The organism is Leeia oryzae DSM 17879 (assembly GCF_000376945.1).
Classification (GTDB): Bacteria; Pseudomonadota; Gammaproteobacteria; order Burkholderiales; family Leeiaceae; genus Leeia; species Leeia oryzae.
This window is the reverse complement of record NZ_AQXU01000014.1, coordinates 60,866-75,867: the sequence shown is the minus strand read 5'-3', so window position 1 is coordinate 75,867 and position 15,002 is coordinate 60,866. Positions and strand designations below refer to the sequence as shown.

Below are 15,002 nucleotides of genomic sequence, written 5' to 3'. Positions count from 1 at the left end.
GAGGTTGGACTTTCATCATGAAAGGGTAAAGCCGGGTCAGGCGGTAGGCAATAGTGCCTCATCCGGATGCGCCCAGCCCGGCAATTGCCGGATTGCATGTAACCAGCGTTCAACATGCGGATAATCGGCAAGCGTCAAACCAGCTTCATGCAACCAGAACAAATATGCGGAACAACTGAGATCAGCAATGGTCAGACCGGACGGGAGCAGAAACGCCTGTTGTGACAGTGCTTTGTCCAGCGCGCTCAAGTCCGCCTGTGCTCTGTTCTGCAAATAGGTTTCAACATCGACAGGCTGAGGCTCCCACCGTTTGGCATACCGGAGATTCGGCACGCTGAACCCGATCCGGTTAGACTCCCAGCAAAGCCATTCCAGCACCGTTTGCCACTCATCAGCATGGCCACCGTATTGCCCGGTTTTACGTGCCAGATACATCAAAATGGCATTGGACTGGCACATGGCATGACCATCATCCATCAGTACCGGCACCTCGCCAAACTTGCTGGCCATCAAAAAGTCCGGCCGTCGCGCATGCCGGGGCAGATCAAGATCAACCCAGTGATATACATGGGGGATATCCGCCAGCAATAAAAAGGACCTTACCTTGAACGAATGTCCCGAACCTGTGCCACCATAGAGTTGCATGCTTCCCTCCCGGAAGATGACTGCACAAACCGAATCACCCTTTAGTCGGCAGCACGTAGTCAAACTGGTAACTGTGCTGACCATCAGTGATGCTGATCACCATGGCACCTGTCAGCCCCGTCAGCCGGTCGGTGCCAGAATCCGGCACCACCGTAATGGATTGCGTCGGGATGCCATGATCCATGGTGGAACTGTGCTGCAGCACAAAACTACCCGTCAGGCCACCCAGTTTACCGGTCACCTTTTCTAGCGCCACATACCCCGCCGAGCCTTGCACATGGGTTTTGAATGCCAGCATTTCGCCATGGCTTACCGCCTCCAGCTCGCCATGAAACACCTTGTCGAGCGACATCCGTCCTATACCGGTATGCACGGCCGCCACGCTCAAGGGTTCCGGCTGAAGTTTTACGTCAAATAGCCCGGATGCATGCAGGGTCGCCATCGTTTCTGCTCCTGTTGGTTTTATGCCTTCAGATTCAAACTCTAGCATAATGACGAATCATTACCGGGGTATCTATGACAATATAGTGCTAAACCCGCCTGTACGCTGCGATCCCCCTGCCCCGGCTGATATCGATACTCGCCATAAGTCCCCGGTTTAAGCAACATCCGGCCTCAGGGTTCTGGCCAGCTCGCGTGCCGCTTCAATCAACAAGGTTTTTGCAGGCAGCATGGTTTTGCCCGGGCGGTACGCCATCATGATTTGCCAGTACCAGCGGGGCAAATCCGTTACCGGCAACCGTACCACCGTCCCGGCACGGAGTTCGCGTACCACCGTGACCTCCGGCATGAACGAGATAAAACCCTGCTCCAGCACCAGCGCACGGGCCGCACTGGCCGGTGCAACGCGGTGCAGGGGCATGGCTGCCGTTCTTAAACTGCGGATGGATGCCAGCAAGGCATCGCATTCATCATCGCCCCAGTCCTGCGGCGCCAGACGATACCCCGCCACCTCTGCCAGCTTTAATGACTTGCGGCCCGCCAGCGGGTGCCCTGCTGCTGCCACACAGATAATCGGGCTTTTCCACAGCATTTCCAGCTGCAAACCGGCAATGGCCGGTGCATCCAGCACAAACCCCACCTGCACACTGTCATCCAGAATCTGGCGCATGATTTCATTGGAATGCCCGGTAGTACAGGAAATTTCGATGGGGGCATCGGCCAGTTTGGCCAGCAAGGGAGAAAACATGGTGTGCGCCAGCGACGGCAAGCTGCCGATGGTGACCTTGGGTGTGGTCGGTGCACCACGCAAGGCCAGACGTCCGTTTTCGACTTGCTCTAACGCCCGTTGCGCGTAGGGCAGCAGGACCTGGCAGGCAGATGTCGCCGTTACCCCGCGCCGGTGCCGTTCAAACAGGGTTGCCGCAAAATAGGCTTCCAGCTGCGCAATGCGTATGCTGATCTGAGGTTGCGAACAACTCATGTTGGCTGCGGCCTTGCTAAAGCTGCCCGTGCTTGCCACCTCTTGCAGCAGACGCAAATCATCCAGCGAAATAGTCATACGATTTCTTTATAGAAGATATAACAGTAATCCGTATAGATAATATCTTAACTCCTCCCTACACTGACAACTTAATTAATCAGCATGTTGTTAAGCTCATGAAGCAAGAACCCAATACCAACCTACCCAACCTGGTCCGCAAGCGCGCCCAATGGCTGGTCCTGATCGATAACCTCTTGGTCATCATCGGTTTCTATCTGCTGTTCCCGATGATCACCGTCCATTATGTCGATAATCTGGGCTGGTCCGCCGCGCTGGTCACAGCGGGCCTGGCCTTGCGCACCTTCACCCAGCAAGGGCTCACCGTGCTGGCAGGGGCCTATGCAGACCGGATCGGCGCCAAACCGCTGATTACGGCCGGGCTGGCGCTACGTGGTATTTCTTTCCTGATTTTTGCCCATGCAGACTCCATCTCCCTGCTCATGCTCTCCTGCCTGGTCGCCGGGCTGGGTGGCGCCTTGTTTGATTCGCCCAAGAGTGCAGTCATCGTCAAGCTGACCCGTTCTAAAGAACGTGCGCATTTCTATGCCCTGCTGGGCACACTTGGTACCGTAGGTACCTGTAGTGGCGCAGCACTGGGCGGATGGCTGCTCGCCTTCGATTTCCGCTGGGTCGCTTACGCCGGTGCATGCAGTTTCTTTATTGCTTCGATCCTGACACTGTGGCTGTTGCCACCCTTCCGTGTCGGTGTCCGGCAAGACGACCTGCTGGCCGGTTTGCGTCAGGTCTGGAAAGACAAGAATTTCGTGATGTTCTCGCTGGCCGGGTCCGGCTTTTGGCTACTGTGGCTGCAAATGATGTCCACCCTGCCGCTGCTGGTCACACGCATTACCGGGCACCAGTCATCCGTCGCCTGGATGTACACGCTCGAAGCCATCCTCACGCTCAGTCTGCAATACCCGATTGCCCACTGGAGTGTCGGCAGATGGTCCAGCGAATCCCGTCTGCAAACAGCCATGTCCGCCATGATCCTCGGCCTGTTGCTGACCAGCATGGCCAGCACGCCAGCCCTATTGTGGACATCCCTCGCCATCTTTACCGTTGGTGTGGTTATCGGCGACCCCGCCCTGCAGGAATCCACCGCCAGACGCCTGGACCCGCGCCTGCGCGGCGCCTACCTCGGCTTTAACAGCATCGGCATGGCCATTTCCGGCGGGCTTGGTTACATGATCAGCGGCTGGCTATACCAGACAACGCTCGCCTGGGGGCATCCATCCCTCGGGTGGATCGGCATCGCCAGCATGGGGATTGTCTGCCTCGCCTACCTCAATCGCGCCATCAACCCGCCCGCCCCGCGCATGCTCCGCTCTCAAGCCTGATCAGGCTCTCCGGATGGTTACGTCAAAGCAGAAACTGACGTAACCACCATCTCATTCGCATTGCCCGCGCAATATACCTGCCCTTCCACTACCGTCTGGTGGATATGGCTACGCCCCCCTGCCTCAGCGCACGCCATGTTGAAACAAAAACTAAAACTGAAGCTGAACAACTACCAATTGGATCAATGGTCCCCATTTTCTACACATCATTTGCAATCCAAATGTAACCCTTAGGGTAGATGGAGCGTAGCAACATCCATCAAACATGACGTAAAACACCCTCAAAATATGTCTTTGACATTCACATTACCCCGCATGTAATATCCGCACACCCAATATGAAAATATCATAAAATGTACAAAACCGCCTTCGCCACACAACATACCAAGCCTCATTTACAGCTTCTGGCTCTCGCAACACTGGCAATACTATCAACTACGCTCAGCGCAGCCCCTAAGGCCTGCGAGGCAATCATTTATCCGTTCGAAGCCAACGAAGTCGTTATCCCCAATCAACAAAAAGATTTGGCCATCCTGGTCAAAAATGACAATTCCGCCTGGTTTACAGATACAAATACCGTACACAAGCTAAAGATCTCCCGCTTTACGACAGATAGCACGATACGCTACCTGATAGGTCCTCACGGGAAACACATCGTCAACCAGGGGCATCTGTTTTATAAAGCCCCGGGCGGTTTCGAGAAAAATACATTCGGAAAAGTCATTTCATACATAATCGACGTCTGCAGCCACGACCATTACAGCTGTCTGATCAAGCATGATACAGAGCAGAACTCAACAAACGGAATTGAGCTCCACCCCATCTTGTCCTCCAGAGGCCCACTAGAAATCACTGGCTCAACCCTCAATTCAGCATCTGGCGTTACCTATCTGATTGACGCTAGTCTCAATAGTGTCATCAAGGTCCGCATCGATGATCTTATTAACTGCAACCACTTGCAATTGGTAAGCCCATGAACTCATCCAAAGAACTACTACAAGCACTACTTGCTATCGGATATGGCACAGAAGGTTGATACGCCTCCTACTCGCTTGCACTAGCAGGCATGATGCCTTCACAGCTCTTGGCAGGACATAGCTTGCACCCTGCCGACAACAGTGGCTATTCGGTAGGATTGTTACAAGTCGATCTTGGGCAGAGAAATGACGAGGTAGCCCCGTTGATTGCCGCATATCAAACGTGGGCACGTAACGGGCATGCAATACCCTTATCATCTCAGGCAGAACATCAAGCCATCACAGACCTAAAACGAAACGGTAACGAAATAAGAGCACAGCATGGAAAACCCTTGAATCACGATACCCATTTAAAATTGGATTCATTTCTCAAATCAGATAGCGGCCAACAATACATCAATAATGGAGCCATTACACATATTGATAAATTGACATATCAAGCTCAAGCCATTCACAACAGCCCAGCGTTGCAACACGCAACAGTTGAAGACAGAATGATATTTGAATCTGCAGTTATGAAGGTATACAACCAAAATCCTGCTGTTGCCCATCATCTAATCCAGGATATCAACCATGGTCATGTGCAGACAATTTCACAATTAGATAGTTGGGTTCAGCAACAGCCACATTACTTTCATGATGCGTATGCCAACACAAAAACCGGTGTATATCATCTTATCGAGATTATGCAGGACCCAAAGCTGGCACCACTCAAAGAGGTGATTACCAACACCCCCCTTGAAAGCCTATCTGGCTCACTAACAGGCAATTATCTGGCCAACAAATTCATCCATCGCACAGGTTTTGCCGATTACCGCAATGACCCTGACAAAGCTATCGAAGCCGGTAATCTTGAATTCCAGAAACGGGCATTGGGTGTGCATCCTGATCCACAACATGGCCCCGATGCAGGCAGAATCCTCCACTCAGAAAACCAAATCACTGCAGTTGTCACCGATTTTTCCACTCTGAGCAAATATCAAGGTTGGGACAAAACAACACAAGATAGCTTTACCACATTCGGTTTAAAAACCAATACTTCTGCACTTGATGTGGAACAGATACTGACTCGTGACAAAAAACAGTTTGAGTCGGATGTCCCTGACTATTTGAAACCCCTTTATAAACAAGTAGATACTCAGATAGGCAAATCCCTGACTGTATTATCCGAGGCTGAAAAACATAATCTGATCACCCATGTTGCTCAACAGGCGTACGACCTGAGAGCCAACAAAATTGACTACCTGATTCTCAATCCTGAAAAGGGGCTCATTTTAGGCCAGTGTGATGAGTTCAAGGATATTCGGCTAAAAGTGGAAGATGCGATTAAACCCGTCACAGAGCCAGTGCAACCTGTAGAACCTCAGCAGAAGCCATCCTCCCCTGCGCATGCAGCACCAGTTCGCAATATGTAATTTCACCCACACACCAGATCTGTCATTCGATAGCACCGCATGTATCATTTTTTTATGACATTTGAAAATTGCTATTGGCATTTTTTCAAAACATGTACCAAAATGAAAATGTCATTAACCTATTTTATTTTCTGACATGATCATAACGTCTCATTCACGTCTTTACGCGGTAATCCGGTATCTCGCCAGACAAGCTTGGCTATCCAGCCTCATCATTGCAATGGTCAGCTACTTCATGCTGCATCGCTATTATCTGGCAGTAGTACCATCAGATACGACGCCTGCCACGTTCTGGCAACAAACGGCCTATATGGGCCAGTACCTGGTACCTGCCTTCTTTGTCATTCAGGCAGTCGCTTTGCTCCTGCGGGCAAAGGAGCCAGCCAAGGCGGTTTCCCTGCCAATGGCGACCAGATCGCCAGACAAGGAGGCGCTGAGTAAATTATCCTGGTGGGTTTTCGAGCACATGTGTACCTCGCTTTACAACAGCCGGGGCTATCAGGTCTGTGCACCAGAAGAAACCAATACAAATGAAGGAACCACACTCAGGTTAAAAAAAGGGACAAATGTGTATCTTGCGCAAAGCAAGCACTGGAAAACCCGCCAGATTGATCTGGCTGAAGTTAACGAACTTTCAGACGCCATGACCGCAGCGGGCGCTATTGGCGGGTTTATTGTCACGCTGGGGCAATTTACGCCGCTGGCCAAAACCCTGGCCAGAAGCCGACATATCGAGCTGACGCCTGTCAGCGAAGTGTTTGGCATGGTCGGAAAGCGTGTACCAGATCCCAACCAGTCAGCCATGGTCTCTACCCCTTATATATGCCCTGCCTATATCCCGCCAATTTCTACCGAAACAAACAGCAATGCCACCCACGTGGCGGGATCATGCTGGCAATGTGGCAAGTTCTCTACCTGCAACGGTACAGAAGATGCAGCACCAGACACACGAAAACTGATGCTGGTTACTGGCCAAAAGCAACCGTGACACGCACGTTAAACCAGGCCAATTACACAATAACATTCGCTTTGTCACAGTTTCTGGTGGATGGCACAACGTGATAGCCACCAGAAACGTACTAATTCAGCTTCCTTCCAGATCAAAAAAACCAGATCGCGCAAGAAGTACATCAGCATCCTTTCATGACAATTGATAATTGTCATTGGCATTTTTTACAGTCATAAGCCAGAATGAATGTTTAAACATGCGTATCCCCTGCTTATGCCAAGAAGAAACCACGCCTTACTGGATGAGTTGCTATCTGTCGCCATCAAACTGCCCTGGCAAGTCAGCCTGCTCATCACCCTATTGAGCTACTTTATCCTGCATCACTATGCAGGTACGCTCGCAATACCTACGCCAGTGGCAACCAATGCAAAAGGGCTGCCTGATATTTCCGGCATGCTAACCCACTCGCTACTCAGCATCTTCGTTTCTATCGGACAATACCTGATCCCGGCAGTATTCGGACTTGGTGCTCTGTTGTCTCTCATACAGCGCAAAAAACAAAGCAGCCTCTCTACCCATTTAAAAGGTGCCCCAACCAAAGAGACGCTGGACAACATGTCATGGCGAGAATTTGAGCACCTCTGTGCAGCGCTCTTTCGGGAGCAAGGTTATAAGGTGGATCTGCAAGGTGGCAATCAACCCGACGGCGGGGTTGACCTAAGGCTCTCTATGGGTAAAGACCTTTATCTGGTTCAGTGTAAACACTGGAAAACCAGAAAAGTAGGTGTCGCAACCGTACGTGAGCTCTTTGGCGTGATGACTTCGCAAGGAGCCGTTGGAGGGTTTGTCGTTGCCTCAGGTGGTTTCACACAAGATGCACATGATTTTGCGGAAGGCAGATCAATCAAGCTCGTCCCGGCGGATAAGGTATTGGCTATGGCCGGCAAACCAATGCCCAAGATTGTGGTTCCGCAAATACAAGCCAACACAGATGAATCGCCAGCCTGCCCGGTCTGTAATAACAAGATGGTATTACGCACCGCCAGCAAGGGTGCCCAAGCCGGTAAACAGTTTTGGGGTTGCAGCCTGTTTCCGGGTTGCAAAGGGGTGCGAAAGCTGGGGTAACGTGTCCCGGTATCTTCCTGCATTGACCCTTACCCTTTTGTTATTACCTTCATCCTCTATCACCATGAGTACACAAAGATGAATCACGCCACTTTTAAAACCAGCCTTCTGATTTCAACCTTGTTGCTTGGCCTCTCGGGCTGCAAACTGGATAAACTGACCGCCACTGAACCCGCACACCCGTGGGTAGTTGTCGACAGATACAAAATCGACAATCTGATTAACACCGCGATCAAGAAGAACAACCCTTACCCTGCAGAAATTGGAGATGATGAAGAACTGATGCGTCAGCGTATGGAACTTCAGCGCATTCAGTCTCAGGCAGAGTCGGTGGCCAGAAGCAAATGTACGCCAGAAATCAACCGCTCAACCTCATCCACCCTGTCTCTGGATGAAAACGCGGGGCAAGCCTCCATGCAAAAATACCGTGACATGCAATTGTGCATGCAACAAGCCAACAATGATCCGCTGGTAATGCAAATGCGCGAGAAAATGATGGCGCTTAACAAATTGTCAGAAAAGAAAAGCCGCTTCGACATGGATTTGAGAACCATCTCCAAAAATGCCATGGATAAGGTCATGGAAGCATTTGCCAAAGAAAAAGGCTACAGACTCATTTTGTCCAAAAACAATGACAGCATTCTCTTTAATGCCGACATGCAGATACTGGATGTAACAGACGAACTGGCCAACTATATCGACCAGCATCCCATCCCGAAAGACCCGCAATAGCTCTGGCATGTGCGTCAGAAGCTGTAACGTGCAGAACCGAAGAAGCAGGCCCAACGGGATGGATCCACTGGCGCAAAATCGCGAGTGCATGGCGAAAGAAACAGCCCAATACCCACCAAGCACCGTCAGTCTGGCAAGCCTTTCGGTACGGTTTACTCCGGAGGCTGAGCACTCACTCGTTTCCGCAGCCTACTCGTATCTACCACACCAGCCGCTCTGGCACGCAACTGGCCACAACCGCCGTCAATGTCCTGACCGGCTGAATCACGGATTTTGGTCAACACGCCACTATCGTGCAAGTAGCGCTTCATGGCATCAATGCGCTCGCTGGACGGGCGCTGGAAGCTGTCTTCTTCCTGGCTGTTATAAGGAATCAGGTTCAGGATGCCATAGCGCCCTTTCAGCAAACGGATGATGGCATCCATTTCTTCCTGGGTATCGTTAATGCCTGCCAGTAGCGTCCATTGGTATTGAATGGGATAACCGACTTGCCGGGCATTGGCATCCCCCTGCTCTATCAAGTCGACAGGGTCTATGCGCGGTGCACGCGGCAACAACTGGGCACGCAGATCTGCACGAGTGGTATGCAGCGACAATGCCAGCGCAGGTTTAACCCGTTGCTGTGGCAGACGCTCGAACACGCGCGGGTCGCCTACGCTAGAAAACACCAGATTTTTGTGGCCGATATTGCCATCCGTCCCCAGCAGATTGATTGCATCCAGCACATTGTCCAGATTGTGAGCAGGCTCACCCATACCCATGAACACCACTTTCTTGACCGGACGAATCCGCCGGGCAAGCACGACTTGCGCAGCAATCTCCGCACTTCCCAACTGCCGCAGCAGGCCGGATTTTCCGGTCATGCAGAAGGTGCAACCAACGGCACAACCGACCTGACTGGAAACACACAAGCCATCGCGCGGCAAGAGTACGCTCTCTACCATCTGCCCATCCCCTAAGGCAACCAGCAAGCGTAGCGATCCATCCACCGCCGTATGCTGCGAATGAATGCGCGCCAAGCCCTCCACTTGCGCCACGATCGGCGGCAAGCCATGGCGTACTGACAGCGGGAAATAGTCCTCACCCTTCTGGTACCGGGTTCCAGTATCCAGTGGCAGGCCTTTGAGCCATGCCCGGTTAATGCGTCCGATATGGCAGGGACGTGCGCCGATATCAGCAAGGGATTGATGGAGTTCCTGAATACGCATATGCAACTTCTAAAGACAGTCAGAAACGTATGGTACCGCAAGCGGCTGATTTGATGAATCAGCTCGCTACACGGCCGCTTCCCATATCAATGACATTGACATTTTATGCTTATGACATTTAGAATCCGGTTCCTATTTTATATCCGGACTCACTTTTACCATGCTGACTTCAAAACACATCCTGGCAGGCATCTTTTGCCTTGCTACCACCACCATGTCCTTCGCGGAGTACACCCCGTATCAGAACCTGCCCACAGCCGACAAACTATGCGGCGGACGCAATGATCAGGCCAACTGCCTTGAGCAGCAAATAAACCGTTACCAAAGCAAAATGCAGAACACCATCAACAAGCTGAACAAGGTCGTAAAAAATAACCCGACAGCGCTCAAAGGCGTTCGCAACGGGCAAGCCAGCTGGGTGGCTTATGTGCAGGCAGATTGCTCCGCCAATGCAGAGGCATTTGGTAGCGGGTTTAATCAAGGTATCCAGTATGCATTCTGCCAACTGGATCGCAGTATCCTGCGTGCCCATGACCTGCAAGACCTGTATGACTACTTCACCCAGGATTAAGCCCCATGAGCAAACACTTTACGGAAGCACAACAAGACAAGCTCTGGGAAGACTATAAACAGGTGATGTCCCTGAATGAAGCTAACCCGCAGCAGGCCGCCCGGTTCAGCTATGCACAGAAGGCCAACAGCACTTACAGCTTTGGTATGGCACAATATGATGTTGGCGCGCATGCAGACGCTCGCAAATTTCTGAAAACACATGACTTTACCGACCACGATATCAAGGCACTCTCGCAGCATGGCGGTCTGGACAAACACCAGCTTTCAGCACTCAACCATAAACTCAGCCAGATCCCGCAGGCAGAGATGGAAACCTTTTCCAGACAGCAATTCGACAAACAGATGCATAGCCTGGAACAGTTGATTGGTAACGTAGATAAGAAAAATCCGGTGCATGCAAGCACCATCCGCCAGGACAACATGCTGGCTATGGCTCTGATCGACTATAAAAACCAATATGGCTCCTTTGGCCCCGGTTTTACCGCCTATGTGTCAGGCGAGAGTTACCACAGCAGCACCACCGGTAAAACCATCTCCGCAAGCGATACACTGGATATTGATGACATCAAGCATTTTCGCGACCATACCAAATATGGTGTTAAACATCGGGATGATAGCGACAGACGCATCCACAACATCAAGCAAGTGTTTAACGCTCAGGACCTCATCCACGCAGAGAATACCCCCCCGCACCAAGAGAAACCGCATTCAGAACCCGCGGCCAAACAGGCATCCGCTACCAGCCTGCAGCGCCATCCCACTGCACTGGCGCATGCCAGCGAGAAGACCCCGCACTTGCCGCCGGTGCCCGAAGGTCTCCAGCACCTGTACCAGCAAGTGCATGATTTGATGCACAAAGACCTGCCAACGCTGCATCCGGCAGAAAAGCACAATCTTATGATCAATATCACCCAGCAAGCGCACGACATGGGCGCCAAGAAGGTCGACTACCTGTTTACCAACCAGGAAAAAGGCCTCATCCACGGACAATGTGACGAGTTCAAGGATATTCAGATCAAAATTGCTGATGCGGTCAAACCGCCCATGACAAACAACCACCCGGATCAGGCGCACATGCACGCCCAGCCGCCATCATTACAGCAGCAACCTACCCCTCACCGGAGCCTGTAAGTCGGCTCTTCGCCCAAACCGGTTTGCCATGGTGCATGGCAAACCGGTGCTTGCCCCAAAATTCGCAGTGTAACGACAGAATTTACGCCGTCTCATCGATAAAAAACATGTAGGGGGATGAGCCAGACCGGCAGTTTTTGCCGGTTGCCGGGTAGCGGGTTGGTTATAACCAAACAACAAGCGTGTAAGGCCATCCGGAAGCGCCGTCCTGCCTTGAATGCAATCCCGTAGTGCGGTACTGGTGCAATTCTTGCTTAGATCAACAGTACCAAGAACGTCCACACACCGTCACTTAGGCAATACGGTCGGGACGAACATTCCCTCTCCCTCAGGAGACCATCATGTCGAACAACAACATCACGGATTCCGGCATCACCCGGTTCCTGCTTAATCGTCTTAACAACGAGAAGCTTTCGAGCCTCACCGCCGGGGCGGCAAGCACCAACCCACAGGTGAGCTTTGCCGCTTACATGGCCGGCATCCAGTCTCAGGTCATGGGGCAGCTCACCGGCTCGTCCTCCGCCGACAGCAGTGGCATCGATGCGATCACCGGAGCCCAAACCTCCACCACACAGACCAGCGCGACCAACTTGCTATCTATGCTCAACCACGTCAACAACGTGCATGGTCTGCTGGCACCAGGTCGCATCAAGACACTCAAAGATCCGGAATCTGGTTACCAGATGATGAGCATCATCAACCAGGCTTCTGTTCAATACAAAGCTCAGTTTGCCGAGCTGGACCAGATGAAGACCGCCATTGGCCAGTTGCAGCAGCAGGTTGCGGGCCTGAGCGGCATAACTACCAGTACCGACAACGCCACTATCAAGAGCAATCTGCAGGCATGCGTCGACCAGTACAACAACTGGGTGGACCGGTTTGGCCCAGATGTGAAGAAAGGTGGCGTACTGGCCAATGTCCAGGCGGCTGAAGTGGCACTGAACGGGCTGAACCACACATTGAAAGACCGCTTCTACGGTGCTTCCGATGGACTGCATGGGCTGAGCGATCTCGGGCTGACCATCGACCCGCAGACCGGCCACGCCAGCCTGGATACGACCAAGCTGGATGCAACGTTGACCAACAACAAGCAGGGGACCGTTGATGCGCTACAGGCATTTAGCGAACGGTTTGACAAGGTATCGGACCGGCTCACCGCCGATCATAACTTCCTGTCCAATCGAATGGATAATCTCAACCGAGCTATCCAGTACATTGATGACCACCAGACGGACCTCGCTGCCGAGTTCGGGACCGGAGACACCGCAGCTCCGACGGGCGCGCTCGCCGATGCCCTGGCCTGGTACCAGCAGCATTATGGCAAGCCGCTACCGGTGACGGATCAGACCACTTGACGTTCTACCTGCGGTTTGTTCAAATGCGCACCTCGTCGAAATAGGCAGCCCAAAAGGTTAACAACTATTCACAAATCGGGGAAAAGATGAGTCTCATTCACTGACAATGTGACGAGTTCAACGACATTTGGATCAAGATCGCAAATGTAGTAAAACCACCAATGGTATACCCCTGAGCATGTTCAATAGCCACCACAGCAATAGGTGGCCCCAGACAGGGGTTTATAAGGATGTTCACTTCCAAATCTGGTTTACTAAGCAAGGTAGCAAACCAGATTTATATTTGTAAATATTCAGCTTTAACTGAAAAACATGACACAATCACATATCAAGTATTGAGAAAAATTACAATCTATCTATCTCTCCCCCCCCCATTTAACATCTCAAGAAGTGCCATGTTTCGCTTACCATTTAAACGAGCATTTTCCTTTATACTAGCATTTAACTCATTTATATAATCTTGAATATATCTTACCGACAACTTCTTGTCGAACTCATAAGAATAAACCCCATTATTCTCCACATGCTTTGCATAAGCCAATACTGCAACAAGCATTTTAAACTTCAAAGGATTGTCAATTTTTTTATGTATATTAAGAAAATCTTTAGCAATAAAACCATCAAAAACATTATCAGGATCATCCAAATTAAATTCTTCTGAAAGCCGATCAAACCAATAAGAAATATAATACTTATAATACCTCTCAGAATCAATAGACTCCAAAAACCTCAAAACCTGATCAAACTTAGCAAACCGATCCAAACTATCAAAAGATTGATAAAACCTCATAACAAAATCTTCATTTTTTGAATGCGATATAAAAAAGGCACAAAAAAACTCTTGTATAGAAGTGTGAATAAATGTCAAATATATACCATCTTTAACCATCAAACAAAGAGCATCAACCACATCAGTTCTAAACCCTGGCAAAGTACAATTTATACCAGATATAGATTTTGCCTTATTAAATGCATCAGAAAATTTATCTAAATCCAAAGAATTAGATGCACATTCCATCGATGCATAGCAAAAGGTCTCAAATAGGGTATTTATTTCTTCAGGTGTAAGTGACGTTGCCCACTTACGGACGAACCCAGGTTTTAGACTGTCATGCATATATGAAAGAACATGCAACATTTGTCGATAAAAATCTGGGATATTGTCAGGTATCTTCTGATGACATCCATAAACATTCACAAGCAACGTCAACATTAGTGGAGTATCAACAACTGTCCTAACTTTGTTATTTGCATTAGAATTCAAAGATGATATCAACTTGTTTGCAACACCATCATCAGTACCAATTTTATTCAAAAATCCTAAATAATCTTTTGGCTCTAACTTTGCAATTTCAAAACTTGTAAAATCGGGAATCGAAGAAAGTCTTTCCAAAAGGACACCAGGCCTTGAAGTAACCAATATTGTTACCTTAGGATACTCCACAGCCAATATTGAAATATCACGTAACAACTCATGAAAAACATCCAAAGAAACTTCATCTAGCCCATCTAAAAATAACTTAACATAACCGGAAGCCATTAACTCTTTAAAAAAATCCTCATCAACAACCCTAACTCCCATAAAAGCAAGCCCTTGCTTTACCAGGGAAAATAAGCCTACCTCTTCTTTAATATCACGCAAATTCAGAAACAAAGGCATACACTTTGGATCATCAAACTCATTCAACCAAAGATATTTTATTAAAAATGATTTACCTTGTCCTGCCACACCGGTTAGAGCAATTCGCTTTCGCGATGAGTATTCCTCAAGCTCACTCACCGAGTCAATGACAAGCCTCTTCTTATTAACAATAATTTTTGCTGGATAATAAACTTCTTTTAAATTTACTTTACTTTGGCTTGATATAGTCCTAACCTTACCCGCCTCATCAATGCGTGCATTAATTTCTGGAATTTCATTAGGCAAAATTATTTTCGTAAAATCTTTAATCTTACCGCTCAAAAAATCAATCACACTTTCTATTGGCTTTTTTATTAATTGAGCTGAGATTACACTTGCAGCTTGATCAGCCATTAGGGTTTGAATATCCATCATAAATTCCCTTAAAAAA

14 protein-coding genes are annotated in these 15,002 nt (G+C 49.7%); 9 read left to right on the top strand and 5 right to left on the bottom strand.

The genetic code is table 11. The annotated features are described in order from the left end of the window. Nucleotides 1–36 precede the first annotated feature (36 nt). The 3 genes from F552_RS0102495 to F552_RS0102485 form a co-directional block, all read right to left on the bottom strand. Nucleotides 37–645 (bottom strand): glutathione S-transferase family protein, encoded by a 609-nt coding sequence (locus F552_RS0102495; protein ID WP_026182330.1) that lies wholly within the window; start codon nt 643–645, stop codon nt 37–39. A gap of 34 nt (nt 646–679) precedes the next feature. Continuing rightward, nucleotides 680–1,087, bottom strand: a complete 408-nt coding sequence (locus F552_RS0102490; protein ID WP_018150137.1) for a DUF3224 domain-containing protein — start codon at nt 1,085–1,087, stop codon at nt 680–682. Nucleotides 1,088–1,243: 156 nt separating this feature from the next. Next, complete coding sequence (locus F552_RS0102485; protein ID WP_018150136.1) at nt 1,244–2,146, bottom strand: LysR family transcriptional regulator; 903 nt, start codon at nt 2,144–2,146, stop codon at nt 1,244–1,246. A 98-nt stretch (nt 2,147–2,244) separates the two neighbouring features. Here F552_RS0102485 and F552_RS18280 point away from each other — a divergent pair, with 98 nt between their 5' ends. The 6 genes from F552_RS18280 to F552_RS0102450 all read left to right on the top strand — a co-directional run bounded on the left by F552_RS18280 (nt 2,245) and on the right by F552_RS0102450 (nt 8,663). Continuing rightward, nucleotides 2,245–3,465 (top strand): MFS transporter, encoded by a 1,221-nt coding sequence (locus F552_RS18280; protein WP_018150135.1) that lies wholly within the window; start codon nt 2,245–2,247, stop codon nt 3,463–3,465. Between the two features lie 353 nt (nt 3,466–3,818). Beyond that, nucleotides 3,819–4,442, top strand: a complete 624-nt coding sequence (locus F552_RS0102475; RefSeq protein WP_018150134.1) for a hypothetical protein — start codon at nt 3,819–3,821, stop codon at nt 4,440–4,442. An 89-nt stretch (nt 4,443–4,531) separates the two neighbouring features. After that, the gene (locus tag F552_RS0102470; protein ID WP_156802203.1) at nt 4,532–5,857 is read left to right on the top strand and encodes a hypothetical protein; all 1,326 of its coding nucleotides are present in this window, start codon (nt 4,532–4,534) and stop codon (nt 5,855–5,857) included. Nucleotides 5,858–6,092: 235 nt separating this feature from the next. Further along, entirely contained in the window at nt 6,093–6,845 is a 753-nt protein-coding gene (locus F552_RS19885; protein ID WP_169333557.1) for a restriction endonuclease, read from the top strand. 375 nt (nt 6,846–7,220) lie between these two features. After that, nucleotides 7,221–7,931, top strand: coding sequence for a restriction endonuclease (locus F552_RS0102455; protein WP_245546644.1), 711 nt, complete (start codon nt 7,221–7,223; stop codon nt 7,929–7,931). A gap of 78 nt (nt 7,932–8,009) precedes the next feature. Continuing rightward, entirely contained in the window at nt 8,010–8,663 is a 654-nt protein-coding gene (locus tag F552_RS0102450; RefSeq protein ID WP_018150129.1) for an OmpH family outer membrane protein, read from the top strand. Nucleotides 8,664–8,815: 152 nt separating this feature from the next. On the opposite strand, the gene F552_RS0102445 is transcribed toward F552_RS0102450, so the two are convergent. Beyond that, a complete protein-coding gene (locus F552_RS0102445; protein WP_018150128.1) occupies nt 8,816–9,871 on the bottom strand; it encodes an RNA methyltransferase in 1,056 nt (351 codons plus the stop codon). Between the two features lie 160 nt (nt 9,872–10,031). Here F552_RS0102445 and F552_RS0102440 point away from each other — a divergent pair, with 160 nt between their 5' ends. From F552_RS0102440 to fliD, 3 genes are all read left to right on the top strand, one after another. Further along, on the top strand, nt 10,032–10,442 hold the full coding sequence (locus F552_RS0102440) for a lysozyme inhibitor LprI family protein (protein WP_018150127.1): 411 nt from the start codon (nt 10,032–10,034) through the stop codon (nt 10,440–10,442). Nucleotides 10,443–10,447: 5 nt separating this feature from the next. After that, nucleotides 10,448–11,575, top strand: coding sequence for a hypothetical protein (locus F552_RS19880; protein WP_018150126.1), 1,128 nt, complete (start codon nt 10,448–10,450; stop codon nt 11,573–11,575). A 341-nt stretch (nt 11,576–11,916) separates the two neighbouring features. Then, nucleotides 11,917–12,930 carry a flagellar filament capping protein FliD gene (gene fliD, locus F552_RS0102430; protein WP_018150125.1) on the top strand — a complete coding sequence of 338 codons (1,014 nt, stop codon included), beginning with the start codon at nt 11,917–11,919 and terminating at the stop codon, nt 12,928–12,930. 352 nt (nt 12,931–13,282) lie between these two features. Here the strand turns inward: fliD and F552_RS0102425 are convergent, their stop codons facing one another. Continuing rightward, nucleotides 13,283–14,986 (bottom strand): NACHT domain-containing protein, encoded by a 1,704-nt coding sequence (locus tag F552_RS0102425; protein WP_156802202.1) that lies wholly within the window; start codon nt 14,984–14,986, stop codon nt 13,283–13,285. Nucleotides 14,987–15,002: the final 16 nt, after the last annotated feature.